The sequence below is a fragment of the Pseudidiomarina halophila genome (assembly GCF_003987215.1).
GTDB classification, from domain to species: Bacteria; Pseudomonadota; Gammaproteobacteria; order Enterobacterales; family Alteromonadaceae; genus Pseudidiomarina; species Pseudidiomarina halophila.
Genome location: NZ_PIPW01000001.1, coordinates 333,783 through 359,736 on the forward strand (window position 1 = coordinate 333,783; position 25,954 = coordinate 359,736).

Annotated in this window: 27 protein-coding genes and 5 tRNA genes; 3 read left to right on the forward strand and 29 right to left on the reverse strand. The window is 51.6% G+C overall.

The genetic code is table 11. The annotated features are described in order from the left end of the window. Positions 1–71 precede the first annotated feature (71 nt). Both nlpI and CWI69_RS01485 read left to right on the forward strand, forming a co-directional pair. A complete protein-coding gene (gene nlpI, locus CWI69_RS01480; protein ID WP_126761242.1) occupies positions 72–974 on the forward strand; it encodes a lipoprotein NlpI in 903 nt (300 codons plus the stop codon). Continuing rightward, on the forward strand, positions 955–1,857 hold the full coding sequence (locus tag CWI69_RS01485; protein ID WP_126761244.1) for a hypothetical protein: 903 nt from the start codon (positions 955–957) through the stop codon (positions 1,855–1,857). Before nlpI ends, CWI69_RS01485 begins: the two co-directional genes overlap by 20 nt. Here CWI69_RS01485 and CWI69_RS01490 read toward each other — a convergent pair. The 23 genes from CWI69_RS01490 to CWI69_RS01600 all read right to left on the reverse strand — a co-directional run bounded on the left by CWI69_RS01490 (position 1,849) and on the right by CWI69_RS01600 (position 23,281). Next, complete coding sequence (locus CWI69_RS01490; RefSeq protein WP_126761246.1) at positions 1,849–2,247, reverse strand: MAPEG family protein; 399 nt, start codon at positions 2,245–2,247, stop codon at positions 1,849–1,851. The two genes, CWI69_RS01485 and CWI69_RS01490, sit on opposite strands and share 9 nt — an antisense overlap. Before the next feature lie 28 nt (positions 2,248–2,275). Beyond that, on the reverse strand, positions 2,276–3,241 hold the full coding sequence (gene lipA / locus CWI69_RS01495) for a lipoyl synthase (protein ID WP_126761248.1): 966 nt from the start codon (positions 3,239–3,241) through the stop codon (positions 2,276–2,278). Beyond that, positions 3,225–3,890, reverse strand: a complete 666-nt coding sequence (gene lipB / locus CWI69_RS01500) for a lipoyl(octanoyl) transferase LipB (protein ID WP_126761250.1) — start codon at positions 3,888–3,890, stop codon at positions 3,225–3,227. The genes lipA and lipB overlap by 17 nt, the downstream gene beginning before the upstream one ends. Next, positions 3,880–4,146 (reverse strand): DUF493 family protein YbeD, encoded by a 267-nt coding sequence (gene ybeD, locus CWI69_RS01505; protein ID WP_126761252.1) that lies wholly within the window; start codon positions 4,144–4,146, stop codon positions 3,880–3,882. Before ybeD ends, lipB begins: the two co-directional genes overlap by 11 nt. 9 nt (positions 4,147–4,155) lie before the next feature. Then, positions 4,156–5,001 carry an aminotransferase class IV gene (locus CWI69_RS01510; RefSeq protein WP_126761254.1) on the reverse strand — a complete coding sequence of 282 codons (846 nt, stop codon included), beginning with the start codon at positions 4,999–5,001 and terminating at the stop codon, positions 4,156–4,158. An 8-nt stretch (positions 5,002–5,009) separates the two neighbouring features. Next, positions 5,010–6,173 carry a D-alanyl-D-alanine carboxypeptidase family protein gene (locus CWI69_RS01515; RefSeq protein ID WP_126762783.1) on the reverse strand — a complete coding sequence of 388 codons (1,164 nt, stop codon included), beginning with the start codon at positions 6,171–6,173 and terminating at the stop codon, positions 5,010–5,012. 91 nt (positions 6,174–6,264) lie between these two features. Continuing rightward, positions 6,265–7,056: a septal ring lytic transglycosylase RlpA family protein gene (locus CWI69_RS01520; RefSeq protein WP_126761256.1), complete on the reverse strand. Its 792-nt coding sequence runs from the start codon at positions 7,054–7,056 to the stop codon at positions 6,265–6,267. A gap of 14 nt (positions 7,057–7,070) precedes the next feature. Continuing rightward, a complete protein-coding gene (mltB, locus tag CWI69_RS01525) occupies positions 7,071–8,051 on the reverse strand; it encodes a lytic murein transglycosylase B (protein ID WP_126761258.1) in 981 nt (326 codons plus the stop codon). A 39-nt stretch (positions 8,052–8,090) separates the two neighbouring features. After that, entirely contained in the window at positions 8,091–9,197 is a 1,107-nt protein-coding gene (gene rodA / locus CWI69_RS01530) for a rod shape-determining protein RodA (protein ID WP_126761260.1), read from the reverse strand. Beyond that, a complete protein-coding gene (gene mrdA / locus CWI69_RS01535) occupies positions 9,187–11,067 on the reverse strand; it encodes a penicillin-binding protein 2 (RefSeq protein ID WP_126761262.1) in 1,881 nt (626 codons plus the stop codon). The genes rodA and mrdA overlap by 11 nt, the downstream gene beginning before the upstream one ends. A 2-nt stretch (positions 11,068–11,069) precedes the next feature. After that, positions 11,070–11,540: a 23S rRNA (pseudouridine(1915)-N(3))-methyltransferase RlmH gene (gene rlmH, locus CWI69_RS01540; protein ID WP_126761264.1), complete on the reverse strand. Its 471-nt coding sequence runs from the start codon at positions 11,538–11,540 to the stop codon at positions 11,070–11,072. Next, positions 11,540–11,863 (reverse strand): ribosome silencing factor, encoded by a 324-nt coding sequence (gene rsfS / locus CWI69_RS01545; protein ID WP_126761266.1) that lies wholly within the window; start codon positions 11,861–11,863, stop codon positions 11,540–11,542. The genes rlmH and rsfS overlap by 1 nt, the downstream gene beginning before the upstream one ends. A gap of 73 nt (positions 11,864–11,936) precedes the next feature. Beyond that, on the reverse strand, positions 11,937–12,572 hold the full coding sequence (gene nadD, locus CWI69_RS01550; RefSeq protein WP_126761268.1) for a nicotinate-nucleotide adenylyltransferase: 636 nt from the start codon (positions 12,570–12,572) through the stop codon (positions 11,937–11,939). Next, the gene (gene holA / locus CWI69_RS01555) at positions 12,560–13,585 is read right to left on the reverse strand and encodes a DNA polymerase III subunit delta (protein WP_126761270.1); all 1,026 of its coding nucleotides are present in this window, start codon (positions 13,583–13,585) and stop codon (positions 12,560–12,562) included. The genes nadD and holA overlap by 13 nt, the downstream gene beginning before the upstream one ends. A gap of 4 nt (positions 13,586–13,589) precedes the next feature. Next, the gene (locus CWI69_RS01560; protein ID WP_126761272.1) at positions 13,590–14,063 is read right to left on the reverse strand and encodes an LPS-assembly lipoprotein LptE; all 474 of its coding nucleotides are present in this window, start codon (positions 14,061–14,063) and stop codon (positions 13,590–13,592) included. A 28-nt stretch (positions 14,064–14,091) separates the two neighbouring features. Beyond that, entirely contained in the window at positions 14,092–16,680 is a 2,589-nt protein-coding gene (gene leuS, locus CWI69_RS01565) for a leucine--tRNA ligase (RefSeq protein ID WP_126762785.1), read from the reverse strand. Positions 16,681–16,734: 54 nt separating this feature from the next. Further along, the gene (locus CWI69_RS01570; protein ID WP_126761273.1) at positions 16,735–16,929 is read right to left on the reverse strand and encodes a hypothetical protein; all 195 of its coding nucleotides are present in this window, start codon (positions 16,927–16,929) and stop codon (positions 16,735–16,737) included. A gap of 46 nt (positions 16,930–16,975) precedes the next feature. After that, complete coding sequence (gene lnt / locus CWI69_RS01575) at positions 16,976–18,514, reverse strand: apolipoprotein N-acyltransferase (protein WP_126761275.1); 1,539 nt, start codon at positions 18,512–18,514, stop codon at positions 16,976–16,978. A gap of 2 nt (positions 18,515–18,516) precedes the next feature. Further along, positions 18,517–19,398 (reverse strand): CNNM family magnesium/cobalt transport protein CorC, encoded by an 882-nt coding sequence (corC, locus tag CWI69_RS01580; protein WP_126761277.1) that lies wholly within the window; start codon positions 19,396–19,398, stop codon positions 18,517–18,519. Beyond that, positions 19,388–19,888, reverse strand: a complete 501-nt coding sequence (gene ybeY, locus CWI69_RS01585; protein WP_126761279.1) for an rRNA maturation RNase YbeY — start codon at positions 19,886–19,888, stop codon at positions 19,388–19,390. The genes corC and ybeY overlap by 11 nt, the downstream gene beginning before the upstream one ends. Continuing rightward, positions 19,885–20,871 carry a PhoH family protein gene (locus CWI69_RS01590; protein ID WP_126761281.1) on the reverse strand — a complete coding sequence of 329 codons (987 nt, stop codon included), beginning with the start codon at positions 20,869–20,871 and terminating at the stop codon, positions 19,885–19,887. The genes ybeY and CWI69_RS01590 overlap by 4 nt, the downstream gene beginning before the upstream one ends. Positions 20,872–20,885: 14 nt before the next feature. Further along, entirely contained in the window at positions 20,886–22,328 is a 1,443-nt protein-coding gene (gene miaB, locus CWI69_RS01595) for a tRNA (N6-isopentenyl adenosine(37)-C2)-methylthiotransferase MiaB (protein WP_126761282.1), read from the reverse strand. Positions 22,329–22,393: 65 nt separating this feature from the next. Then, the gene (locus tag CWI69_RS01600; RefSeq protein ID WP_126761283.1) at positions 22,394–23,281 is read right to left on the reverse strand and encodes a DMT family transporter; all 888 of its coding nucleotides are present in this window, start codon (positions 23,279–23,281) and stop codon (positions 22,394–22,396) included. A 157-nt stretch (positions 23,282–23,438) separates the two neighbouring features. On the opposite strand from CWI69_RS01600, the gene CWI69_RS01605 reads away from it, so the two are divergent. Then, positions 23,439–24,578 (forward strand): FAD-dependent oxidoreductase, encoded by a 1,140-nt coding sequence (locus CWI69_RS01605; RefSeq protein ID WP_126761284.1) that lies wholly within the window; start codon positions 23,439–23,441, stop codon positions 24,576–24,578. Positions 24,579–24,633: 55 nt separating this feature from the next. Here CWI69_RS01605 and CWI69_RS01610 read toward each other — a convergent pair. The 6 genes from CWI69_RS01610 to CWI69_RS01635 form a co-directional block, all read right to left on the reverse strand. Further along, a tRNA-Leu gene (locus CWI69_RS01610) sits at positions 24,634–24,720 on the reverse strand. 16 nt (positions 24,721–24,736) lie between these two features. After that, a tRNA-Gln gene (locus tag CWI69_RS01615) sits at positions 24,737–24,811 on the reverse strand. A gap of 23 nt (positions 24,812–24,834) precedes the next feature. Then, a tRNA-Gln gene (locus CWI69_RS01620) sits at positions 24,835–24,909 on the reverse strand. Positions 24,910–24,947: 38 nt separating this feature from the next. After that, positions 24,948–25,032, reverse strand: a tRNA-Leu gene (locus CWI69_RS01625). A 21-nt stretch (positions 25,033–25,053) separates the two neighbouring features. Continuing rightward, positions 25,054–25,130: transfer RNA gene (locus CWI69_RS01630), tRNA-Met, on the reverse strand. 154 nt (positions 25,131–25,284) lie between these two features. Continuing rightward, positions 25,285–25,953, reverse strand: a complete 669-nt coding sequence (locus CWI69_RS01635; protein ID WP_126761285.1) for an SDR family oxidoreductase — start codon at positions 25,951–25,953, stop codon at positions 25,285–25,287. Between the last annotated feature and the right edge of the window lies 1 nt (position 25,954).

Below are 25,954 nucleotides of genomic sequence, written 5' to 3' on the forward strand. Positions count from 1 at the left end.
CTTCGGCCCCTTTTCTTTTTTCTGCCAAGGTGCGCTATGATGAACGCAAGGATAGGTATTCAGGAGTACTCATGAGTTTTAATCGCGTTGGCTGGTTAATGTTTGTTTGTTGCTTAGGCATCACTGGCTGCACAACGACCCCTGCACAGAATAACGCTACGCTTGCAAACCTCGTAGTGGTAGAGCCGCAAGCCCCCGATAGCAGGTTTCAGCTTGAATTGGCAAAATTAACCGAAATCATGGCGCAGGAACGTGAACAGCTTGATGCTGAGGCGATGGGGCAACTGCTGTATCGCCGTGGCAGTTTGTACGATGCTCTGGGCCTGACCACGCTCGCGCGGATCGACTTTAATCGTGCCCTCGATTACCAGCCACGCCTGGCTGATGCCTATAATTACCTGGGTATTCATTACACTCAGGTCGGGCAGTTTGATTATGCTTATGAGGCGTTTGAGTCGGTTCTCGAGCTGGAACCTGAGCATCCTTATGCCTATTTAAATCGTGGCGTTGCGGCCTATTACGATAATCGCTTTGATCTCGCGGCAGATGACTTTTCACGTTACTTTGAGACGGATCCCAGCGATCCTTATCGGGCGATTTGGCGCTATCTTGCCGCAGTTGAATTAACACCTGAGGCGGCGCAGCAAAATCTTGCCAAAGCGCGTCTGGAGCATAGCAATGAAGCCTGGGCCTGGCATGTTGTTGATTTGTACCTTGGCGCCACCAGCGAACAAGACTTCCTGACCGCTTATGCAACCAAGGGGCTGGCTGCTGATGAAACGCTTACTGAGCGGATGTGCGAAGCTTACTTCTATCTGGGCAAGCTTAAACAGTTAGAAGGCGAGTGGGATACCGCCGCAGTTTATTTCCGGTTGGCACTGACAACGAATGTGTATATGTTTTTAGAGCATCGTTATGCCGGAATTGAGATGGATTGGAGTCAACAGCAAGCCAATGCGGAAAAAGTTAAGTAATGCCGCGTCCGTTGCAGCGGTGCTGCTCTCCATGTGTGGGCTGATACAGACTGCGAAGAGCGCACAGATTTCGCAGAATTTACCAAGTCTGACCTTAGCCTCATGGTATTCGAGCGACAAGACGGCGAACTATCAACCGGGCTATGCGATCGCTACTGGAGCTGCGTGCGAAGCCGATGATTTACCAGTGCAATTGTGGTTGCCTGAAGGTCAGGCTGAACCCGTGCTGCAAACATTGGCGCAGTGGCCAGAGCATCCTCTGGCAGAATTTTCGAATTGTTTTTCAGTGCGCTGGTATCACGACCTCAAGGATCTGAATTGCGGCGCAACCCGTGGTCGCGGCAGTCAGCAGTGTGATTTAGCATTGTTGCCCCGCGAGCTGCACCAGCGGCAACTGGTCTTTGTCGCTGACGAGCCCCTGATTGCCAGTGCCAGCACCTGGCAGATGGTGTTGCCAATCTCTGCCGGTATTGATGTTCTCGCCCATGAAATCGGCCATTGGTTGGGTTTTGCCGACGAATATGCGATGTCGGCTAACCTGGCCAGAGACTACTGTGAAGGCGATTACCACCACCTTTCAGTTAATGTAGTGACCACCAGCAACGACCAACTTTCCAGTGACGGGCTCAAGGCGCTATGGCAGCGTCTGCCATGGCATGAAGCCGTTGACGACTGGCGCCAGTTAGGCCAACCGGATGGCAACGGAAAGTGGCGCCTGGGCTCGGATGAAACAGTAACGGTAGGTTTATTTCCCAGTAACACCTGTGCGGCCGTCACTGGTGTCTATAGCTGGAAACCGGTGGCCCGAATGACTGCCATGGAATACCACGACGTGAATGTATGGCCACCGATTTATCTCGAAATGTTGCGTCGCTTAAAGTGACAATGCGGTAGCTGTCTGCGCGATCATGATCACCGGACAGAGCAGGGCAAGAAACCAGACTAAACTGCGTAACTTGTCCCGGTTGGCAAGATAGAGAACATGATAGAGAATACGCAGGCCGACAAAAGCAACAGCCAACCACTGATTGACAATCCCGACATGTCCCGTAGCGATGACCAGCAATACTGCCGCCGCAAATAACGGAAAAGCTTCGTAAGCATTGTAATGACCAGCGACGGCGCGCGCACCTATGCCGGTCAAACGTTGCTGCTGAGCACGTGGATGTCGATTGTCATAGCCACTATCACGGTTTTGAAAATAAACCACTGGCGCTTTCGCAGCAATTGGCAATAACCCCGCAATTAGCAAACACCAAATCAGCGTACTCATGGCTAGCCTTCCTGTTTAGTTGAAGCTGTTATTTAACTTCTTTACCGGCCGCTTGTAAGTCAGCATGGTATGACGAGCGTACTAATGGACCGCTGGCGATGTGGGTAAAGCCCATTTTCACACCTTCTTTCCGGAACATCTCGAACTCGTCAGGATGCACGTAGCGTGTTACCGGTAAGTGGTGGCGACTCGGTTGCAGATATTGACCAATGGTCAGCATGTCGACGTCATGGGCACGTAGATCGCGCATAACTTCGAGAATCTCTTCATTGGTTTCGCCAAGGCCTACCATTAAACCTGATTTGGTACGAATATCCGGACGTGCTTCTTTATAGCGCTGCAGCAAATCGAGTGACCACTGGTAATTCGCTCCAGGGCGCGCTGCTTTATACATGCGCGGCACAGTTTCCAGGTTGTGGTTGAATACGTCGGGCGCTTCACCACTTAAAATATCGAGTGCGACATCCATACGGCCACGGAAATCCGGCACCAGTACTTCAACCTGAATACCCGGGCTTTCGGCACGGATCTCCCGGATACAGTCGGCAAAGTGTTGTGCGCCACCATCGCGCAGATCATCACGGTCAACAGAGGTAACCACCACGTATTTGACTTTCATGTCACGAATGGTTGCACCGAGTTTGACTGCCTCTTCTGGATCCGGGGGCAGAGGACGCCCGTGAGCGACATCGCAAAACGGACAACGACGGGTACAAATCGCGCCAAGAATCATAAAGGTCGCGGTACCATGATTGAAACACTCAGGTAAATTTGGGCAGGATGCCTCTTCACAGACCGAATGTAAGCCATGCTTGCGCATCGCTTGTTTTATTTCGTCAATGCGTTGTGTGGAGGCTGGAAGCTTAACTTTCAGCCACTCAGGTTTGCGGAGCATCTGATCCCGCTCAGTTGGGACGACTTTCACCGGAATGAGAGCCATTTTATCGGCGTCGCGAAGTTTTACTCCGGGTTCAACTCTAACTGGCTTGGACATAATTGTTGTCGAATCCTGTGTGTTCGTGAATGTTGTGGTAACCGAGCTGTTCGGCAAATAGGGCAGTAACCCGTTCGGCTGCCGCAGAGACAGTTGCCGGGCCGCCTAACTCTTTACTCTGCACCATCTGCATTCCTGCATAACCACAAGGGTTGATGCGTAAAAATGGACTGAGATCCATATTAACATTTAGTGCTAGTCCATGAAATGAACAGCCTTTGCGAATTCTTAGACCTAATGAGCATAATTTAGCGCCATCGACATAAACACCTGGTGCGTCGGGTCGCGCATTAGCTTCAATACCGGCTTCAGCCATGACCTTTACGATAGTATTTTCGATATGGTTCACCAGCTGACGGACACCAATTTTGAGGCGTCGGATATCCAGCAGAAAGTAAACCACGAGCTGACCCGGCCCATGGTAGGTCACTTGTCCGCCGCGATCGACTTTCACCACCGGGATATCACCGGGAGCGAGAATATGCTCAGCTTTACCTGCCTGCCCCTGGGTAAACACAGGGTCGTGTTCAAGTACCCAGAGCTCATCAGGGGTGTTGGCGTCACGCTCATCAGTAAATGCCTGCATGGCATGCCAAACCGGCTCATAGGCTTGCCGGCCAAGCTGTCGGACAATTAAATCAGAGCACATAACGGACATCTTCAATTGCCGCCAGTGCCCGGTAAAGGGTTTCAACATGTGACTGACTTTCGACTCGGATCTGAATCGATACAGAATGGTAATTGCCCTTACTACTTGGCTTAACTGCCGGAGTGTAATCACCCGGCGCATGTTCTTGTGCGACCGCGACGACGGCATCTGGAAGCTCTGGCTTAGCCAGGCCCATAACCTTAAAGGTAAAGTTGCAAGGGAACTCGACCAGTTCATCGAAACGGGTTTTCTGCATCTGTAACTCCTATGCTAAATGCGCGCGCTTACTTTCGTGGAACGCCTCGATTAACTTCTGCGTTAACGGACCACAGCGGCCATTGCCAATAATTATATCATCTATTTGGCCAATCGGCTGTACCTCGCGACTCGAGCTGGTAAGGAAAAGCTCATCGAGTTGCGCTAGCTCAGAAATGTGGAAGGCTTCTTCACGAACCGGTAACTTGAGCTGCTGTGCTAATTCCAGTACCCACATGCGGGTAATTCCGGGCAAAATCAAGTTATCCCTTGGAGCGGTAAAAATTACGCCGTCTTTTACCGCGAAATAATTACTGGAGGCCCCTTCGGTAACGCTACCGTCACGATGTAACATAGGTTCAATCGCCGCCTGTTGCTGGGCGTACTGTTTCAGCATGATATTACCGAGCAGGCTGATGCTTTTTATATCACAGCGCAGCCAACGGATATCTTCACATAGCACAACTTTAGCTGGCTCCGGAGTATCCCAGTGCAGTTCAAGGGGCGATATGCTGGCAAAGATAGTGGGGGTGACAGGCCCCTGTGGTAAGTGCGAACGTTTGCTTTCGGCACCACGGGTTACCTGAAAGTAGATGAGGCCATTCTGCATCTCATTACGATCAATAAGTTCGACAACCAACGATTGCCAGAACGCGTCCGGCTGATCGGGAATGGCAATTGCAGCCAGTGAGCGGTGCAGTCGATCCAGATGGTATTGAGCGAGAAACGGCCGGCCGTGATAGACAGGTATAACTTCATAAATGCCGTCCGCAAACAAAAAGCCCCGGTCAAAGACCGAGACTTTCGCTTGTTCAGGAACGAGCCATTCGCCATTAAGATAGACTAAACCGCTCATTTGCAGTGTTACTCTTCGTTAAATTTACGGACAACCCAGTCGGTCAGTTGCTTAAAGAGCCCGCCTTCAGCGACATCAGAAAGGGTAACTAACGGATAGCGGGCAATTGTTTCGCCATCCAGCTCAATGCTAACGGTACCTACTTGTACGCCTTTGCTAACTGGTGCTTCGAGTTCAGCATCAAGTTGAATGCTGGCTTTCAGGTTCTCACGTTGGCCGCGGGGTAGCGTAATTATCGCATCTTCGGCGATCCCCAATTGTACCGTGTCCTGCTCACCGCCCCACACGCGTTGATCAACAAAGCTATCGCCGGCACTGTAAGCTTGCACGGTTTCATAATAACGGAAGCCATAGTTAAGTAGCTTCTTGCTCTCGATTTTGCGCGCCTGTTCGCTGGTGGTACCCATAACTACAGCAACTAATCGCGTGTCGCCTTCGACGGCTGAGGTTACCAGACTATAGCCAGCTTCCTCGGTATGTCCGGTTTTAATGCCGTCAACATTCATACTGGCATCCCACAATAATGAATTGCGGTTGTACTGCTTAATAGAATTGAACGTAAATTCTTTCTCTGAGTAGATGGCGTACTCTTCCGGCACATCACGAATCAGAGCGGCACCCAGAATGGCCATATCGCGAGGCGAGGTATATTGCTCTGGGTCAGGCAGACCGTGGCTATTGGAGAAATGCGTGTTGGTCATGCCGAGTTCGAACGCATAATTGTTCATCAGGTCAGCAAAAGCTGACTCACTGCCGGCGATATGCTCTGCCATGGCAACACAGGCATCGTTACCCGATGAGATGATGATGCCACGATTAAGATCGGCAACGCTAATCTGCTTACCTACTTCAATAAACATCTTTGACGATTCAGGGAAATTCTTAGCCCAGGCGTTCTCGCTAATGGTAACCAAATCGGATGGATGAATACGACCCTCCTGGATCTCCCGGCCGATAATATAGCTGGTCATCATTTTGGTCAGACTCGCCGGAGCAAGCTGCTCATCCGCATTACCTTCCGCAATCACATAGCCGGTGGTGTAATCCATCAGGATATAACCTTTGGCATTCACTTTCGGAGGCGGTGGAATAATCGAAGCTTGCGCGACGAGGGCGGTTGCACCAGCGAGCAGTGCAACAGTTCGAATCAACTGTTTAAATACAGAATGCATGGTCGGATTGTCTCTAGTTGTCATCGTTAGTAAGAATACATCGCGCAAATACTAACATAGTTGCGCACTTTAGTTCGATAAAAGGCCAGTGCTAAGGGCTGACTGGTACGCGAAAAACGTCAGTATAACCGTCTGCACGAAGTTGATTAAGCAGCTTGTCCGTTTGTGGTTCAGCAAAGGGTCCCAGCATCACAGCGTGTAGACCATTTTTTGCCTGAGTAGTTGCAGGGACCTGATAGATTTGTGCCAACTTTTCAGCTTCTTGGGTTAGGCGATTTCGATCGCTGCCGGCAACGACCTGGACATAGAACTGAGCCTGGTTCACCGCCTCTAACGGCGTGGTCACCGCGAGTTGTTGATTTTCAGCTTCAGGGTGGAGGGCCTCGATACGCACCCGTGACGTTCCTGTCGCAAGCATACCAAGCTTGTAGGCGGCCACATAGGAAAGGTCGATGATACGGTTATCGTGAAATGGGCCGCGGTCATTGACCCGGACAACGACAGAACGTTGATTCGCCAAATTAGTGACCCGCACATAAGTAGGCAAGGGTAAGGTTTTATGCGCGGCACTCATGGCGTACATATCGTAAATCTCACCATTTGAGGTCAGGTGGCCATGAAACTTTTCGCCATACCATGAAGCCATTCCTTCATCGGTGAAACCGCGGGCGTCAGGCAAGATGTTATAGGTCTGCCCGAAAAGTGAATAGGTGCGGTTACCTTGTCGGCTTGGCACTTCTACCTTTGGAATTGGCTCGACTAGTTCAGCAGAGGTCGGCAGCCGCGACGGTATACTGTCATGGGTTTGACTGTAACGACTTTTCGGGGCTGTGCTACAACCGATTAGCAGTAACGTCAAAACTATGGCAAGGACGCGTTGCATGGCCGGAAATTCCTTTAACGGGCAGCAGCGAGCTGCTGACTAAACTGGTGGACTACCATCGCATAGAGCGGGCTGCGATTGTAACGGGTAATCACGTAAAAGTTATGCAAACCGAGCCAGTAATCGGCGTCATCGGGTTGTTCAAAACGAAATACTTTGGCTTTCATGTCGCCGTCGAGTTCGGTATTTTCCGGCAAGTCGAGACCTTGCTTCTGCAGTTCCGCAATAGTGGCGGTTAACTTGAGTCCATCGCTGGCCAGGTCGGCATTTGCTGCTGTCGCGGGTAGCTCTACCGCGACGCGTTGTTGCGGACGCCAGCCATTTTTCAAAAAGTAGTTGGCCACGCTACCAATGGCATCGACTGGATTGGACAGCAGGTCACGGACCCCATCGGCATCAAAATCGATCGCATAATGGCGGTATGATGACGAAATGAACTGACCATAACCCATAGCGCCGGCGTACGATCCCTTAAGCTCTGTCGGAGATAGTTTCTCCGCCCGGGTTAGTAACAGAAACTCTTTAAGTTCTGAGCGGAAAAATGTCTGCCGCGGTGGGTAATGGAACCCTAGCGTGGTGAGTGCATCAAGCACTTGATACTTGCCTAAATAACTACCGTAAAAGGTTTCAACACCAATAATGGCAACAATAACTTCTGCCGGAACGCCAAATTGTTGCTCGGCGCGGGCTAAAGTTTCAGCATGTTCCTGCCAAAACTCAAGTCCTGCGGCTAAGCGTTTTTCAGTGAGAAAAATCGGATAATACTGATGCCATGGTTTGGCTTCCCATGGGCGTTGAATGGCATCCAGAATTTCTTGATTAGGCTCGGTCTGACTTAACAGTGCGGCCAGCGCTTCGCGCTCGAAGCCGTGCTCCACGACAAGTTCGTCAATAAATGCTAATTGCTCAGCGGTCAAAGCGTCGGTGGCGGCATAACTGGTGGTACAGGTTAGTAGAGCTGCAGCTGCGATGCTTCGTGTGAGTTGTTTGAGCATACCTATCTCCCGGGTTATCGTGGTCAGCGCTTAATAAACTTAAGCATGAATTAAGCGGCGGTTGGTGGCAATAGCCATTAGTAAACCAAAGCCGGCGAGCAATGTCACCATTGATGTCCCACCATAAGAAATCAAAGGCAGTGGTACACCAACGACCGGCAGTAACCCGGATACCATACCGACATTTACCATGACATAAATGAAGAAGGTCATAGTAAGACTACCGGCGAGTAATTTCTGATACACCCGTTGCGCGCGCATGGCGATAATCATGCCGCGAAAGATGATAAAACCATAGAGCAAGAACAAGCCGATTACGCCGACCAGACCAAATTCTTCACTAAACACCGAGAAAATAAAATCGGTATGCCGCTCGGGCAGAAATTCAAGTTGCGACTGGGTGCCCTGCAACCAGCCTTTACCTTCAACTCCGCCGGAGCCTATCGCAATTTTCGACTGGATGATCTGGTAGCCTGCGCCCAATGGATCGCGCTCGGGGTTGAGGAAAGTAAGTACTCTCTGGCGCTGATAATCCCGCATCAGGAAAATCCACAGTATCGGCGTAAATGAACCGATAGCAACGGCAAAAAAGGTAATGATCTTCCAGGACATGCCGGCGAGGAATAACACAAAAATACCGGATGAGGCGATCAGCAACGAGGTGCCTAAATCGGGCTGTTTGGCGATCATCAATACCGGTATCAGCAGTAACAGAAAGGCACCGGCGAGACGTTTCAAGGTCGGCGGCAGACCCTGTTCAGCGATATACCAGGCGACCGCCATGGGCACCGCGAGCTTCATAATTTCTGATGGTTGAATAGTAATAAAGCCAAGATTCAACCAGCGTTGTGCACCCTTACTGGACTCGCCAACCAGCAGTACTGCAAGCAGCAGCACAATACCTACCGCAAACAGTGGCAATGACCAGCGTTGAACCGTGTCCAGCGGAATCTGTGCGATGACGAACATCGCGAAGAACGCAGCACCTACGCGAATAGCCTGGCGCTCTGTCATACCAAGATTTTCACCGCTGGCAGAATAAACCGTAAAAATACTCACCACCGCAGTGATAAGCAGCGCGAACAGAAGTGGAGCGTCCATGTGCACGCGCTGTAGTAATGAAGTGCGTTGCTGATCAGGGTGCATTTTCACCTACCACGGGTTCGTCTTGAAAATAGAAGTCCATAAGCTTGCGCGCCATCGGTGCGGCAACACTACCGCCACCGCCAACCACGTTTTCGGCAGTGATTATGACCACCATCTCTGGCGCCTCGACCGGAGCGTAGCCAACGTACATGGCGTTATCCCGGTATTTTTCGGCAGTGGTTTCCGCGTCATACTCTTCGTCCTGGCCAATGCTGCGAACCTGTGCCGTACCCGTTTTTCCACCGGAGGTGTAGGTGGCGCCTTTAAACGCTGTGCGGGCGGTACCTTTAACGCTGCTGACAACATCTTCCATAGCATTAAGTGCAACACTCCAATTCTCCGGGTTGTTCAGCTGTACCGGCGGCTTTTGTTCGTGCACTGCAGGTAGTTCGACGCCGCCATCGCGGATGGCGCGTAATAATCTCGGGACCGGTCGGCTGCCGCGATTGACAACCACAGCAGTGGCGACCGCAAGTTGCATCGGGGTAACGGTCCAATAACTCTGGCCGATACCAATAGATACGGTTTCACCCGCATACCAGGGTTGGTTAAAGCGAGCACGTTTCCAGCCCCGACTCGGCATAACAGCCGACGATTCTTCACCGATATCAATGCCGGTGAGTTCGCCAAAACCATAACCCACCATATGCTCAGAAATGGTATCGATGCCCAGATTTAACGCCAAATCGTAGTAAAAAGTATCGCAGCTCTCGACAATGGCACGGTCGACGTCGACCCAACCATGGCCCCAGGACAACCAGTCGCGGTAGCGGTGGTCGACACCTTTAATCTGGAACCAGCCCGGATCCCAGATTTGTGTGTCGGTGGTAATAATACCTTCTTCTAAACCAACGATAGCGAGCTGCGGCTTGATGGTTGAAGCCGGCGGATAACCACCTTGCGTAGCACGGTTGAGCAGCGGTGAGTGACGCGAATTTAGCAGTCCCCGATATTGATCAACGGAAATCCCCCGGGCGAACCAGTTGGGATCGTAGCTGGGCTGACTAATCATTGCCATTATCGCGCCATCACGCGGGTCCATGACAATGATAGAGCCACGGTTGTCACCTAATATTTCCTGTGCTTTTTGTTGCAGCGCGATGTCAATCTCCAACACCAGATCCTGACCCGGGATCGGTGGCTCAATTTCCAGCGTTCTTAATGAACGCCCGTGAATATCCACTTCAACCTGCTGGTAACCCACTGCGCCGTGCAGTTGTTCTTCGTAGTAACCTTCAACGCCAAGCTTGCCGATGGTTCGGGTTGCGGCGTAGTTGGCGTCCAGGCCTTGCTCTTTGAGCCGCTGGGCGTCGCGCTGGTTAATCTTGGCAACATAGCCCAATGCGTGAGTGAGACTCTCACCATAAGGGTAATGCCGAACCAGGCGCGCTTCGATGCTGACTCCGGGGAAATCGTGCTGGCGCGCCGCGAAAATAGCAGCCTGTTCTTCGTTAAGTTGATCGAGCAGAATAACCTGTTCAAAGCGGCGCTCACGTTTACGATTGCGTTCGAAGCGCAGCAGTTGTTCAGCGTTGATGTTCAGTAATTCAGCAAGACGGGCTACGGTACTTTCCAGATCTTTAACACGCTCAGGAATCAGTTCTAAGCTTAATACCGGACGGTTTTCGGCCAGAATACGGCCTTCACGATCATAAATAATGCCGCGATTCGGGGCCAGCGGCACGACTTTGATGCGGTTATCGTTGGAGCGGGTCTGGAAACTTTGATGTTGGATAACCTGCAACTGGTACATATTGCCGAGCAATATGCCAAAGACCGCGACCACAATAATTAAGGATACCACCACGCGCCGACCAAACAGAGCTGTCTCGGCGTGATGATCACGAATTGTGGAACGGCGTCTTCTCATGCTTAATCACGGTGATACGGGTGGTTGGCGTTAATGCTCCAGGCTCGGTACAGAGCCTCAGCTACAATAACCCGCACCAAGGGGTGTGGCAAGGTTAAGGGAGATAAACTCCAACGTTCATCGGCGATGGCGCTGCAAGCTTCGGCCAAACCTTCAGGTCCGCCAATTAGTAAACTGACATCGCGGCCGTCCATTTGCCAGTCCGCGAGACGTTCGGCCAGTTTCGGTGTTGCCCACGGCCGACCTTCGACTTCTAACGTGACGACGCGATTACCTTTACCTATGGCGGCCAGCATTGCCTCACCTTCTTGCCTGGTCAGGCGCGCAACATCGGCATTTTTGCCACGCTTACCGGCGGCAATCTCAATCAACTGTAACTGACAGTCGGCCGGTAAACGCTTCGCGTAGGTGGCGAATCCAGTGCTGACCCAACTTGGCATTTTCTGGCCAACTGCAATCAGCTGGATGCGCATTAACGCGGCCCCCAGAGTTTTTCCAACTCATAGAAGTCACGAATAGATTCCTGCATGATGTGAACGACAACATCGCCTAAATCAACCAGTACCCATTCTGAAGTGTCAGCACCTTCGACACCAATGGGGGGCACACCAGAGTGTTTGCTTTCAGTGGCAACGTGGTTGGCAAGACTTTTGACGTGCGTTTTTGAATTGCCTGAACAAACGACCATGTACTCAGCAATGTCAGTTTGTTCGTGGACATCAAGGACTTTGATGTCACGACCCTTGAGGTCTTCTAATTTATCTACAACGAAGTCGCGTAATTGTTCAGCTTGCAAAAGTGAAACTCTCCTAAACAGACGGTTTTAACGGCGCATAGTTTACCACGACTGTTTCGGAAAAGCAGTTGCCTTAAGCTGTTTGATAGAGTTGCTGTTGTTTAATGTAATCCGCGACGCCGGCAGGCACGTGTTGCTCCCATGGGCCATGTGCCGCCATAGCCTGGCGCAACTCGGTCGCTGATAATGCAATTTCGGGGGTAGGTAGGCAAATAATCGCGCCGTTAGGGGTTTGGTGCAATTTATCAATTTCCTTCACCTGATGGCGTTGCGCTAAAGCCTGCACTTCGGACGACCATTCTTTGGTTTCGTGGGGGCGTTGCATAACAGCTAAATGGGCAACGTCCAGGAGTTGTTGCCAGCCGTGCCAGGTGTGGAGTTTGGCAAACGCATCATTGCCCAGTAAAAATACGAGCTTATCTTCCGGCCACTGGTTGTGCATTTCCTGTAACGTCAGCAAGCTGTAGGAGGTACGTTCGCGTTGCAATTCCCAGGGCTCTGCGCACACGTCTGGCTGATCGGCATACGCCAGACGTACCATTTCCAGACGCTGAGCCGCGCTAGCGCCGGGAAAATCGCGATGGGGCGGTTGGGCGCTGGGCATGACATGCAGCTGATCACCTTTTAATAAATGAAAGGCGAAGAGTGAGGTCAGCACGTGGCCATTGTGGATGGGGTCGAAGGTGCCACCAAAAATTACGCGTAACATGTGCTTAAAAACTCAGGGTCACGTTGCGGCTGGCATAACAGGATAAGGGCATGGCAGTACAAGGTCGCCAGCGATTCACCGGAGTCGCGCTTGAACGCGAATTCAAGACGTACCAGCAATTGCTGCAGCCGGGCAAGATATTGCGGCTGTACGCGCTGAGCGAATGCACGGTAGGCCGCTTCCTGATTGCGCCAGATGCCCAAGGACATGAGCTCTTTGCTGCTTAACTGGCGTTGCTGCAGTTGCTGCAGTTTTTGCACCTCGCGCTGTAACATCCAGTTGAGAATGGCGATTTCAGTTTCTTCCTCAAGTAAGCGTTGCAAGCGGCGTAAGGCATTTGTAAGGTCGCCTTGTAAAATCGCTTCCTGCAGCGCAAACACGGTGAACCGGCTCTGGTCGTGTGCCGCCTCGGTGATGAACGCTGGGGTTAAAGGCTGCGGAGCATCCATTAGCGCGAGCTTTTGCAACTCCTGATCAAGGGCGAGCAGGTTGCCCTCAAACCAATCAGCCAGCAACTGGGTTGCCTGGCCATCAATAGTCAGTTGATAACGTTGTGCCCGTTGTTGGATAAACTGTGGCAACTGGCGGCGTTCAGGACTATTGGCCTGCACGACGGGGCCGGCGGCTTGTAACAGCTGAAACCACTTCGCTTTCAGTTGCTCTTGTTTGAGTTTAGGCCCGGTGAGTACCAAAATCTGGTCGTCGGGCAGCTCTGCGCAATAACGTTTTAACGCCTCCGCTCCCTCGCGGCCCGGCTTGGCGTCGGGCAGTTCAACTTCGATCATGCGCAGGCTGGAAAAGAGTCCGAGATTCACGCTGTCGGTTTGTAACTGACCCCAGTCAAACTGTGCGTCCTGAATAAAGCGTTGCCGCTCATCAATACCTTGTTGCCGGGCCTGCTGCCGAATCAATTGCAGGGCATCATCAACCAGCAATGGCGTATCGCCAAACACGCAAATTAATGCAGGTAATCCGTGCTGTTGCAGGTGACCTTGCAGTTGCGCTAATTGCATAGGCTTATTCGCTTACCTGAGCGATGACCTGACGCACCAGTTGCTGCGCTGCCTGTTCACGCATTTCGGCAACTAAGACCTCGCGTTCACGGGTTTTTGCCAGAGCAAAATTCGGGTCATCCTGATAGTCCCGATAAACTTCAACCTGCAGTGCCTTACTTTCCCCCTGGCGGGGGACTAGCAGATAATTTACCGCATAAATCAATTCGTATTCTGCCACCTGACCACTCGCTGAAAGGCTTAAGGTACGGCGGCTGAGACTGTCATTGAGGATCTCAACGTGGGTTGCTGAACTGTCATTAACCAGAGTTGCGCCCGCGAGGCGAAAGCGCTCACGGGCTTCATCGGCAAATTCACTAAACTGTGGCGCGCTGACGCGTAACTGCTCCAGCTCGGCAGGAAGTTGGTAATTGCCCTGCAGTTGAAAACCACAGCCAACCAGAAGAAAAATCAGCCCACCAAGCAGCAATGTACGCATGTATCGTCCTAACAGTGTTTAGCTTGCATTAATTCGCAACAATATTTACCAGTTTACCCGGCACGTAGATTTGTTTGCGAATGGTTTTGTCCGCGATAAAGCGCTGGACATTCTCGTCGGCGACCGCAGCAGCAATAACCGAAGCCTGATCAGCGTCAGCCGCAACGTTAATTTTACCGCGAACTTTACCGTTAACCTGAATGACAACCAGGATCGTCGATGCCACTAAAGCCGAAGTATCAACTTCAGGCCATGAGGCAAAGGTAATGTCGTCCTGATGACCCAACTGCTGCCAGAGCACTTCACTCAAGTGCGGGGTGACAGGAGCTAACATTAACACGACTGCGTCCAGTGCCTCACGCATAATGCTGCGATCAACGGCAGTGGTCAGTTCAGCTTTCTGGAGTTTGTTCAACACTTCCATAATTGCTGCAATTGCGGTGTTAAAGTTTTGCCGGCGGCCCATATCATCAGAAACTTTCTCGATGGTACGGTGCACTTCGCGGCGCAGGTCTTCCTGTGTACTGGTTAAGTCGCTGAAATCAGAGCTATGCTCTTGCTCTGCTACGGCTTTGTAGTCCGCGACTAAGCGCCACACACGGCGTAAAAAGCGTTGCGCGCCTTCCACCCCTGAATCTGACCATTCTAATGTTGCTTCAGGCGGAGCTGCGAACATCATAAACAGACGTACGGTATCGGCGCCGTATTTGTCGATCATCAACTGCGGATCAATGCCGTTATTCTTCGACTTCGACATTTTTGTCATGCCGCCGTAGGTGACTTCTTTGCCGTCACTACGCAGTACCGCTTTGGCGATACGGCCCTTGGTATCGCGTTCGACAATGTCGACATCAAGCGGCGAGTACCAGGTGATCTTGCCAGTAGCGTCTTCGCGGAAATAGCTATCGGCCAGCACCATACCTTGCGTCAACAAACGCTTGAACGGCTCATCGGAATTCACCAGACCGGTGTCGCGCAAGAGCTTGTGGAAGAAGCGGGCGTACAACAAATGCAAAATGGCATGTTCAATACCGCCGATGTACTGATCCACAGGTAGCCAGTAGTTTGCTTGTTTCGGATCCAGCATACCCTCATGGAAATTGGCACTACAGTAGCGGGCGTAATACCAGGAAGATTCCATAAAGGTATCAAAGGTATCGGTTTCGTGTTCTGCAGGTTCACCTTTGTAGGTGGTCTTACGCCATTCAGGGTCTGCTTTAATCGGCGATTGTGTACCGCTCATGACCACATCTTCAGGTAAGCGTACCGGCAACTGATCTTCCGGCACCGGCGCGGAACTGCCATCCGCCAGTTTTAGCATTGGAATGGGTGCACCCCAGTAGCGCTGGCGCGACACACCCCAATCGCGCAGACGGTAATTTACCTGGCGGCGGCCAATAGTTTGCTCGGCCAGCGTTTTAGCGATAGCTTCGAATGCTTCTTCACTGCTCAGGCCAGTATAAGGTCCTGAATCAATGGTGGTGCCTTTTTCAGTGATGGCGGCGAGCTTGATATCATGCTCGCCAGTAGCAGGTTCAATGACCGGCTTGATCGGCAGCTCATAGGCGGTGGCGAACTCCCAGTCACGTTGATCGTGAGCGGGTACTGCCATAACTGCACCACTACCGTAATCCATCAGGACAAAGTTCGCGACCCAAATCGGAATCGCCTCGCCGGTCAGCGGATGGGTAGCAAAAAAGCCCGTTGGCATGCCTTTTTTCTCAATAGTGGCAAGCTCGGCTTCGGCCATTTTTGAATTCTTGATCGAGTCAATAAAGCTGGCAAGTTCAGGGTTGGCAGCGGCCGCTTCCTGGGCCAACGGATGTTGTGCTGCGACGGCCATATAAGTGACACCATAAAGGGTATCAGGACGGGTGGTATAAACCGTCAGCGGCTGCTCGTGGTCAACCACTGAAAAGTCAATTTCGACCCCTTCAGACCGGCCAATCCAGTTACGTTGCATGGTTTTAACCTGTTCCGGCCAGCCGTCAAGCTGATCCAGATCTTGCAATAACTCATCGGCATAAGCGGTGATTTTGATAAACCACTGCGGGATCTCTTTCTGTTCGACTTTGGCACCTGAACGCCAGCCACGCCCGTCAATGACCTGTTCATTGGCGAGTACGGTTTGATCGACCGGATCCCAGTTAACTGTCGCATTCTTTTTATACACCAGGCCTTTTTCATAAAGCTTGGTGAAAAACCACTGCTCCCAACGGTAATAGTCGGGGCGGCAGGTCGCGATTTCCCGCGACCAGTCATAACCAAAGCCTAGAGACTTTAGCTGATTGCGCATGTAATCAATATTTTGATAGGTCCACTTTGCCGGCGCTGTTTCATTTTGAATTGCAGCATTCTCAGCAGGTAGACCAAACGCATCCCAGCCCATAGGTTGCAGTACATTTTTGCCTTGCATGCGCTGGTGCCGGGCGACTACGTCGCCAAGGGTATAATTGCGCACATGGCCCATGTGCAGCTTGCCACTTGGGTAGGGGAACATCGACAAGCAATAGAATTTTTCTTTATCCGGCTGCTCGCTGACTTCGAAGACTTTATCACGCTCCCAGCGTTGCTGGACGGCGGTTTCGATTTGCGCTGGATCGTAGTTATCCTGCATAACTTTTGACATCTGAGAATCCATTTATTCGACGGCGTGAGAGTGAAAAACGAGTTACAGGGCGTACCACATCAGGAGCATAACAACGAGGCCTGCCAGACCAAAAAAACCGTATTCGAAGCGGTTACGTTGCTGCGCATCACGATCGTCAGGATCACGATAAAACACAAACATACCCAGGCTAGTAACGCCCAAAGTACCTGCTGCGGTGAGAACCGCAAAAATGATTGCTGCGATGATGTTTTCCATGGTTTGTTCCAGTTTTTGGTTAAGGGACACTAAAACTGCTTACAGTTTACTTATTTTGGCGCCGATTGACTACGGGCAATACGCCGAGAATCACGATCAGGAGCGCAAACATCCAGCTTCCATAAGCCCCCCAAAGGAAGTAGGGAGTCAGTCCGCTGACTAAAGGTACCTGCGCCGACAAGGTGGTGCTGGAAAATTGCGGTGCCCGGGCCAGCCAGTCACCGTTTTCGTCAACCATTGCAGTAATGCCGCTATTGGTCGAGCGTATCAGCGGGCGACCAAGTTCTATCGCTCGCATGCGGGCGATTTGCATATGCTGCGCGGGGCCATGGGAGCGGCCAAACCAGGTATCATTGCTGACGGTTAACAGAAATTCGGTGGTACTGGTGAAGTTTGCCCGCACGTGTCCGGGGAAGGCGATTTCATAACAAATCGCAGTGGCAAATTCCCAGCCGTGAGCTCGCAAAGGCTCTTGCACTGCGTAGCCGCGGGAAAAAGACGACATTGGTAAGTTAAACAGCGGCGCCAGGGGGCGCAATAAATCGCCAAATGGCACAAATTCGCCAATGGGCAGCAACTGATGCTTCTGATAACGGTTACTGTGGCCGTGCTGATAGGCTTCGTGAACCGCTTCAAGACCGTCCTGACCGAGTGCTATCACTGAGTTAAAGTAGTTATCGCGATCAATATCAATGATTCCGGTGATGAAGGCCGTCTGTGTGGTCGCCATCTCATCATGAATTACCGCCAGAATATCGTCAGTATAAGGCTCTGGCATGGTCACCGCAGACTCTGGCCAAATGATAACGTCATGGGTGTTGTACAACGGGCGGCTTAAATCGAGATAGCGACTTAAATTGGGCCAGTGCTGATCCGGATCCCACTTTATCGACTGATTAATATTGCCCTGTACCAGAGCTATGCTGGCATTGTCACCCGTTCGTGAGACAGCGGTTAGCTGCGACAACAACAGTGGCAACAAAAGCAATGATGCGATGAGTGCGGGGGCATGCCAGGAACGCTGTTTAAGCCAATAAACGGTGAGCAAGGCAAGGGTTATCAGTACGGTGGTGATACCGCTGCCGCCGAACCAGGGCGCGTAACTTGCCAGCCAGGTATCGGTTTGCGTGTAACCTAACTCTAGCCAGGGGAACCCAGTTAGCAACCAGCCCCGCAGGGACTCGGCAATAAGCCAGGTTAATGGCAGACTCCAGTACGCCTGCGCATGAACGCGGACGGTGAGCCAGCGCCAGGACCAGAACGCCAGTGCCGGAAACAGACTCAGATAGAGAAACAGTAGCATCAGGATGCCGACAGTAGCGATGGGGTGCAGTCCGCCAAAGGTATCAATACTCACGTAAATCCAGCTGAGCCCCGCGGCAAACCAGCCAAAACCAAAATAGTAACCGAGGCGCCAGACGTCGGCAGGGGCTTTGTCCTGCAACAGCCAGATCATCAGCGCCAGAATTGGCAAGGGTAACCAGGCCTGATTAAATGGGGCGTAGCTGAAAACCAGCAGCACACCCAGTAATACACAAGCAATTCGGGTCAATGCAGCTTGCCAGCGGCGATGCCGAGATGCCATGTTTAATTTTCCGTATCGGTAGTGGTTGTCCGCTCAGGAAAACTAACCTGCAACTGCGATATGCGTCGTTTATCGGCGCCAGTCACCTTAAATGCGATGCCACCGATAGTGATTTCTTCACCTGGTTTGGGTAAGTGACCAAAACCATGGGCCACCATGCCACCGATGGTGTCGTATTCTTCGTCACCAAACTGGGTACTGAAGTAATCGTTGAAATCTTCAATGGTGGTGAGTGCTTTAACCGAAAAACGCGACTTGTTGATGCGTCGGATATCGGCTTTGGAATCTTCGTTGTAGTCGGTTTCGTCTTCTATTTCGCCAACGATTTCTTCCAGAATGTCTTCGATCGTCACCAGACCTGACACGCCGCCATATTCGTCGACTACGATGGCCATGTGGTAACGCTGCGAGCGAAACTCTTTGAGTAACACATCCACCCGTTTGCCTTCTGGGACAATGACTGCCGGGCGAATAACTTTAGCCAGGGAAAACTCGTCGTCGGTCATGCCGAAGCCGTAAGCCAAAAGATCTTTGGCCAGCAGAATGCCTTCAATGTGGTCTTTGTTTTCACTAACGACGGGATAGCGACTGTGCTGGGAGTCAATCACAATAGGTAAGAAGGCATCCACCGTTTGATTGATATCGATGGTTACCATTTGCGAGCGCGGCACCATGATGTCGCGAACCTTGAGTTCCGCAACGTCGAGGACGCCTTCAATCATTTCCTTGGTGTCGTTGTCGATCAGGTCGCGTTCTTCTGCGTCCTGAATCATATCGACTAACTCTTCGCGGCTATTCGGCTCTCCGGTAAACAGTTGCAACAATTTGGTTGCCCACGATTTACTCGCAGAACCGTTGGTAGAGTGGGGATGGTCATCGCTCATTAGCTGGTGCTTGCTCCGTTTGGTTACCAACTTCAGCATAAGGGTCACTATACCCTAAGCCGGTTAGAATCGTTGTTTCAAGGCGCTCCATGTGTTCCGCCTCGGTATCTTCAATATGGTCATAACCTAGCAAATGCAAGGTTCCGTGTACAATCATATGCGCCCAATGTGCGTCCAAGGTCTTACCTTGCTCTTGCGCTTCGCGCGCTACCACCGGAGCACAAACGACCAGATCGCCAAGTAAAGTTACCGGCATCGGAATCGGTGCGCTAAAAGGAAACGATAGCACATTCGTCGCATAGTCGCGTTCACGGTAGTCACGATTGAGTTCGAGACCTTCATCCTCAGCAACGATGCGAACGGTAAGTTCGACCTCGCCATCGTTCCATTCATGCCCTTGCAAGGCGGCCTCTACCCACGACTGAATGTCATCCGTGGAGGGTAGCTTGGCGCCATTGGAGGCATCCTGAATATCTACTGTAACTGTCATTTGCGTTGGTCGAATTCTTCGTAAGCTTGCACAATACGCTGGACTACCGGGTGGCGAACAACATCGGTGGCCTGAAAGAATGTGAAGCTTAAATCTTCTACGTTAGTGAGAACTTCAATAACGTGGCGCAATCCTGATTTTTGTCCGCGTGGTAAGTCAACCTGGGTAATATCACCGGTGATGACCGCGCGTGAGTTGAAACCAATACGGGTCAGGAACATTTTCATTTGTTCGCAGGTGGTATTCTGGCTCTCATCGAGAATGATAAAAGCATCATTTAAGGTACGACCGCGCATGTAGGCCAGCGGTGCGACCTCGATAACATTACGCTCGAGCAATTTTTCAACCCGCTCAAAGCCAAGCATCTCAAATAACGCGTCATAAAGCGGACGTAAATAAGGGTCGACTTTTTGGGCCAGATCGCCAGGCAAAAAGCCTAACTTTTCGCCTGCTTCAACGGCAGGGCGCGTCAGTAAGATACGACGAACTTCCTGGCGTTCCAGCGCATCTACGGCACATGCGACCGCGAGATAGGTTTTGCCGGTACCGGCCGGACCGATGCCAAAGTTGACATCGTGGCTCAGAATCGCGCGCACGTACTCAGCCTGATTGTGATTACGTGGCTTGATCATGCCGCGTTTGGTTTTGATGTGGGTCATTTTTTCTGCAGCCGGGTCGCCTTTGCCCTGCTCCAGAACGTTCGCTTGTTGAATCGCAAGGTGGACCTGCTGCGGTGTAATCTCGCCAGGTGCGCCTTTGACCGTGGCTGTTTCCACATAAAGGTCGCGCAATAATTTCTCTGCGGCTTTGACCGTATGTTGCGGGCCAATCAACCGGAATGCCTGATTGCGGTAAGTAATTTCAACACCCAGTCGCCGTTCAATATGTTTGAGATTTTCATCAAACGGGCCACAGAGTTCAGCTAAACGCCGGCTGTCTGCCGGCTCTAGTTCGATATCAAGGGTGGTAACTTTTGGACTCAAAAGGACCTCTTTGGTTAAGACTGTTGGGGTGGAATGAAGCTCGCCACACCCAATGCATCAGGTTGTGTGCGTGCTTGTTTGGCAAGAATGGTCTGCGGTGCTGTATCCACCCGCAGGCCCATCTCATCTTCCACTCGAATCACGTCGCCGCGCAGTGAATTGGCAAATGCATCGGTAATTTTTACGTCAACAAAGCGACCAATCATGGATGGGTCACCGACAAAGTTAACCACCCGGTTATTTTCCGTGCGTCCACTTAGCTCCATTGGATCTTTTTTCGACGGACCTATCACCAAAATACGTTGTTCAGTAGCAACCATGCGACGTGCGTGAGCATGCGCCTGCTGATTTAAGCGTTGCTGCAGAATTTGTAAGCGCTGTTTCTTGGTCTCTTCACTGATGTCGTCAGGCAGATCTGCCGCTGGCGTGCCTGGTCGCGCGCTGTAAATAAAACTGAAGCTCAGGTCAAAGTCGATAGCCTGAATGAGGTCCATGGTCGCTTCAAAGTCGGCATCAGATTCACCCGGGAAGCCAATAATAAAGTCGGAGGACATTGCCATGTTTGGCCGGATGCGCTTCAGCTTGCGAATTTGCGATTTGTATTCAAGTGCGGTGTGGCCGCGCTTCATTAACGTTAGTACCCGGTCAGAGCCACTTTGCACCGGCAGATGCAGGTGATTGACCAGTTCAGGAATGGTGCCATAAGCTTCAATAATATCGTCGGTAAACTCTACCGGGTGCGACGTGGTATAGCGAATACGGTCAATGCCATCAATCGCAGCAACCAGATGAAGCAGTTCTGAGAAACGGCAAACTGAACCATCGAAGCTTTCGCCGCGATAGGCATTCACATTCTGTCCCAGAAGATTGACTTCACGCACGCCTTGCTCTGCCAGTTGGGCAATTTCATACAGCACATCGTCAACAGGACGACTGACTTCCTCGCCACGGGTGTAAGGCACCACGCAGAAGGTGCAGTACTTACTACAGCCTTCCATAATGGAGACGAACGCAGTCGGGCCTTCAGCTTTTGGCTCGGGCAGGCTGTCGAATTTTTCAATTTCCGGAAACGAGATATCAACCATCGGGGTGTGATTGGTTTGCACTTCTTTCACCATTGCTGGCAAGCGGTGCAGGGTTTGCGGTCCGAACACGATATCAACGTAAGGTGCGCGGGCGCGGATGTGTTCACCTTCTTGTGAGGCAACACAACCACCGACCCCAATCACTAAATCAGGATTTTTATCTTTTAATGTTTTCCAACGGCCAAGCTGATGAAAGACCTTTTCCTGGGCTTTCTCACGAATCGAGCAGGTGTTGAGCAGGATCAAATCGGCATCTTCTGGCTCGTCTGCGACTTCATAGCCATGGGTTGCGCCCAGCAGATCAGCCATCTTCGCTGAATCGTACTCGTTCATTTGGCAGCCCCAAGTTTTGATGTATAACTTCTTGCTCATAACTTCGCTTTACTCACTTGCGTTGGTGTATCTCAAAAGGGACATTATTTTAGCCTGTTCTGTGCTCAACTGCCAACTTTGCCGCCAGTTTCTGCTTTGCGCCGGGTACGAATCGCTAAATAGCCTGCCAGAGTAATAATGGCTGCACCGCTAAGCATGTGCCAGGTAATGGGTTCCTGCCAAAACCAATAGCCCATGAGTGCGGCGAAAATAACTGAACTGTAGGTAAAAACACCGACCTTGGCAGCCGGGGCTAAAGAAAACGCTTTGACCATACCGAGCTGGCCGGTCACCGCAAGTCCACCCATAGCAAAGATACCGAGCCAGTGTTCTGTAGCGATCGGAGAACCCAGCCAAATCAGTGGAATGCCCGAGAGTACTGTCGACAGACCGGAAAAATAAAAAACAATTTTGCTGGATGACTCTGTCGCAGACATCTGACGGATCAGAGTTTTGGTAAATGCTGCCAGACAGGCCGCTATAAATGCGATGCCAACAATCGGTGAGAGCTCAGCGGCAACCGGGTTGAGAAAGATGAATACGCCAACAAAACCGATTGCGATGGCAATCCAGGTTTGCGGTAAGACGCGTTCTGATAACCACAGTCGGCCAATGACCGGAATTAAGAAAGGTGACAACAACAGCACCAGAGTGGCCTGCGCTAAAGGTATATGCGCGATGGCATAGAAGAACAGATACATTGCCGCCAGCCCGGCAATACCGCGGCTCAAATGAAAGCCCCAGGCCTTTGTCTTAAAGGCCGCCGGACCTTTACGCCAGAGCCAGGGCAAGAGCACGACAAAAGCCATCAGACTGCGGAAGAACACCAGCTGTTCCGAAGGTACATCGGTACTCAAATACTTTACCAGGGCACTGACGCCGGCAAAGCAAAGCTCTGCGCCAAGCACAAGTAGTGAAGCGATGACCACGGTACGTTGAGGAGTTTCTATCATTGGCTAGGCCGGACGAGCAATTTAAGTCGTTATATTAGCACGATCCTACCGCCGACTTTTAGCAATGTTTTTGTCGGGAATCCTGTATTCTTCAGGTAGTATTTTTTATGATGTGAGCATGGTTTAGCTAAATCAGTGAAGCGAAAAGGAAACGAGCATGCATGTGGTGATTGTCGGGGGAGGACTGGTGGGTGCCGCCGCAGCGGTAACTGCGCAACAAGCCGGCTACCGGGTGACGTTGCTTGAGCGCGGTGCCTCACCGCTAAGCACGCCAGAGCAAGCGCCATGGGATTTGCGCATTTCTTCAGTGCACGAAAAAAATCGCCACTGGTTACAACGGCTGGGGGTGTGGTCACGTGTCGAATCTTCGAAACACCTTGCCTATGATGCCTTAAGTGTTACAACCCGCGACGGTCTGAGTGTCACTTTTACCGCCGCAGAAGTTGATCAGCCGCAACTCGGCGTTATGGTCGAAAACAATGCACTGATACGTGCCATGTGGCACTACGTCGCTGAACATTCACAGGTGGAGCTGCGCTCTGATACTGCAGTGCAGTCCTATGATCTCAGCGGGCAACAGTTGCATTTTGCAACGGGTGAGGCACTAAGTTATGACTTACTGATTGGCGCTGACGGGGCGAATTCCGCCGTGGCGCGTGCGGCCGGTATCGGTATGCGCGGTTGGGATTACGACATGCGCTGTTTGCTGGCTATCGTCGAGACGGAGAAACCTGTTGCGCCTGCGACCTGGGAAATCTTTCGTGAGCAGGGACCTTATGCTTTGTTACCTTTAGATCAACACCGGGCCTGTCTCATCGATTACCGCTCCGAACAGGAATGGCGCTCAGCGGATGAAGCGGCTATCGCCGAGGGGCTGGAACAAACCTTTGCACCCCATATTGGCAGCTTTGAACTGCAACGTCATGGCAGTTTTCCCCTGCGCCGGCAGCGGGCGCTCAGGTATATCGATACGCGCGGAGTCGTATTAATTGGTGATGCTGCCCACAGCATTCATCCCCTTGCCGGACAAGGTGTAAATCTTGGCTTTGCGGATGTACAGGAACTTTTCGAGCAGCTTGCGCAGAAGCCACTTGACCAGGCTTTACGTGGTTATGAGCGTAAACAAATGGCGGTAAACCAGCAGATGATGCGGGTTATGGATGCGATTCATGTTGGATTCCGCTCGGAGCATCTGGCGGCACGCGCAGCTGTTGCGCTAGGCTTAACTGCAGTGAGCAAGTTGGCGCCATTGCGGAAACAAATTATTCGCGCGGCAATGGGCGATTCGCAGATATAAAAAAAACCGCCAGCTGGCGGTTTCTTCGCTTTGTTGCAAACACCATTAATTAAAATGGTGCGGAGGGGGGGACTTGAACCCCCACGTCCTTTCGGACACTAGCACCTGAAGCTAGCGCGTCTACCAATTCCGCCACCACCGCAACAAGCAGATGAGAGTGGCTGGGGTACCAGGATTTGAACCTGGGAATGGCGGGATCAAAACCCGCTGCCTTACCGCTTGGCTATACCCCAACTCTCGGAAAACAGCTTTTAAGTGGCTGGGGTACCAGGATTTGAACCTGGGAATGGCGGGATCAAAACCCGCTGCCTTACCGCTTGGCTATACCCCAACTTAGGCTTAAAAACTTTGCCCTCGACCGAAGAAGGTTGGTGCGGACGGAGAGACTTGAACTCTCACGCCGTGAGGCACTGGAACCTAAATCCAGCGTGTCTACCAATTCCACCACGTCCGCCCATGCAATTTAATTTTTGGTTGGTGGCTACGGCGAGATTCGAACTTGCGACCCCAGCATTATGAGTGCTGTGCTCTAACCAGCTGAGCTACGTAGCCATACCAAAAACTTTTTAAAACTGCGCTCGGTGAGTGCGGCGCGTATTATGCAAATCAGGGGCTCTAGCGTCAACCTCTTTTTCGCAAAAATACGCGTTTAACCGCGCGATTGATTAAAAAACCGATAGTTTGGTTATTTAATCGGCGAAAGGGGTTACCAGGGTAAAGTTTCGCCGTTGCTATGGCGGAACGAGCCGGTACTGTCGAGGTCAAGTTCATCCATGCGTTGTACAAGCCGGCTGGCTGCTTCGCTGGCGGAGATATCGCCGCGGTTACCGACCATATCGGTTTGCACATAGCCTGGGTGCAGCATGCCAACGGCGATGCCATCATCTTTGAAATCGTTGGCGAGGGATACGCCAGCGGCATTGAGCGCGGCTTTACTCATACGATAACCGTATTGGCCACCAGAACCGTTATCGCCCATAGAGCCCATGCGTGAGGTAATCATAATAACCTTGCTGCCTTGTTTGAGCTGCTGGCGCAGGGCTCGCGTTAATGCCAGCGGACCAATAGCGTTGACTTCAAACTGGCGTTTAAGGTCGGCCTCTTCGAAGTCATGAAACTTATCTCCTTCGAGGATGCCGGCATTGTTAACCAGTAGATCAATGGTTTCATTTTCCAGCCGCTCGGCGAGTAACTGGCGTGCATCAGTATCGGTGACATCAATACCGTCGATGATGGCAACGCCAAGATCTTCGAGTTCTGGTGAAGGCTTACGGCACACGGCAGTGACGTTGTCGCCACGTTCGTGAAATTGTCGGGCCAGAGCAAGACCAATACCGCGATTGGCACCAGTTATAACAACATGCTTAGCACTCATA

What these genes read in the sequence shown, in the direction of transcription:
- ybeY (WP_126761279.1), bottom strand. Translation starts at nt 19,888, where the DNA reads ATGACAGTTACAGTAGATATTCAGGATGCCTCCAATGGCGCCAAGCTA.
- CWI69_RS01520 (WP_126761256.1), bottom strand. Translation starts at nt 7,056, where the DNA reads ATGCAACGCGTCCTTGCCATAGTTTTGACGTTACTGCTAATCGGTTGT.
- nadD (WP_126761268.1), bottom strand. Translation starts at nt 12,572, where the DNA reads ATGTTACGCGTAATTTTTGGTGGCACCTTCGACCCCATCCACAATGGC.
- mltB (WP_126761258.1), bottom strand. Translation starts at nt 8,051, where the DNA reads ATGCTCAAACAACTCACACGAAGCATCGCAGCTGCAGCTCTACTAACC.
- leuS (WP_126762785.1), bottom strand. Translation starts at nt 16,680, where the DNA reads ATGCAGGATAACTACGATCCAGCGCAAATCGAAACCGCCGTCCAGCAA.
- CWI69_RS01560 (WP_126761272.1), bottom strand. Translation starts at nt 14,063, where the DNA reads ATGCGTACATTGCTGCTTGGTGGGCTGATTTTTCTTCTGGTTGGCTGT.
- mrdA (WP_126761262.1), bottom strand. Translation starts at nt 11,067, where the DNA reads ATGAGAAGACGCCGTTCCACAATTCGTGATCATCACGCCGAGACAGCT.
- CWI69_RS01570 (WP_126761273.1), bottom strand. Translation starts at nt 16,929, where the DNA reads ATGGAAAACATCATCGCAGCAATCATTTTTGCGGTTCTCACCGCAGCA.
- holA (WP_126761270.1), bottom strand. Translation starts at nt 13,585, where the DNA reads ATGCAATTAGCGCAACTGCAAGGTCACCTGCAACAGCACGGATTACCT.
- CWI69_RS01515 (WP_126762783.1), bottom strand. Translation starts at nt 6,173, where the DNA reads ATGCATTCTGTATTTAAACAGTTGATTCGAACTGTTGCACTGCTCGCT.
- CWI69_RS01600 (WP_126761283.1), bottom strand. Translation starts at nt 23,281, where the DNA reads ATGATAGAAACTCCTCAACGTACCGTGGTCATCGCTTCACTACTTGTG.
- corC (WP_126761277.1), bottom strand. Translation starts at nt 19,398, where the DNA reads ATGAGCGATGACCATCCCCACTCTACCAACGGTTCTGCGAGTAAATCG.
- rlmH (WP_126761264.1), bottom strand. Translation starts at nt 11,540, where the DNA reads ATGCGCATCCAGCTGATTGCAGTTGGCCAGAAAATGCCAAGTTGGGTC.
- lnt (WP_126761275.1), bottom strand. Translation starts at nt 18,514, where the DNA reads ATGGCATCTCGGCATCGCCGCTGGCAAGCTGCATTGACCCGAATTGCT.
- miaB (WP_126761282.1), bottom strand. Translation starts at nt 22,328, where the DNA reads ATGAGCAAGAAGTTATACATCAAAACTTGGGGCTGCCAAATGAACGAG.
- CWI69_RS01510 (WP_126761254.1), bottom strand. Translation starts at nt 5,001, where the DNA reads ATGAGCGGTTTAGTCTATCTTAATGGCGAATGGCTCGTTCCTGAACAA.
- CWI69_RS01635 (WP_126761285.1), bottom strand. Translation starts at nt 25,953, where the DNA reads ATGAGTGCTAAGCATGTTGTTATAACTGGTGCCAATCGCGGTATTGGT.
- lipA (WP_126761248.1), bottom strand. Translation starts at nt 3,241, where the DNA reads ATGTCCAAGCCAGTTAGAGTTGAACCCGGAGTAAAACTTCGCGACGCC.
- nlpI (WP_126761242.1), top strand. Translation starts at nt 72, where the DNA reads ATGAGTTTTAATCGCGTTGGCTGGTTAATGTTTGTTTGTTGCTTAGGC.
- ybeD (WP_126761252.1), bottom strand. Translation starts at nt 4,146, where the DNA reads ATGCAGAAAACCCGTTTCGATGAACTGGTCGAGTTCCCTTGCAACTTT.
- CWI69_RS01485 (WP_126761244.1), top strand. Translation starts at nt 955, where the DNA reads ATGCGGAAAAAGTTAAGTAATGCCGCGTCCGTTGCAGCGGTGCTGCTC.
- CWI69_RS01605 (WP_126761284.1), top strand. Translation starts at nt 23,439, where the DNA reads ATGCATGTGGTGATTGTCGGGGGAGGACTGGTGGGTGCCGCCGCAGCG.
- CWI69_RS01490 (WP_126761246.1), bottom strand. Translation starts at nt 2,247, where the DNA reads ATGAGTACGCTGATTTGGTGTTTGCTAATTGCGGGGTTATTGCCAATT.
- lipB (WP_126761250.1), bottom strand. Translation starts at nt 3,890, where the DNA reads ATGTGCTCTGATTTAATTGTCCGACAGCTTGGCCGGCAAGCCTATGAG.
- rodA (WP_126761260.1), bottom strand. Translation starts at nt 9,197, where the DNA reads ATGCACCCTGATCAGCAACGCACTTCATTACTACAGCGCGTGCACATG.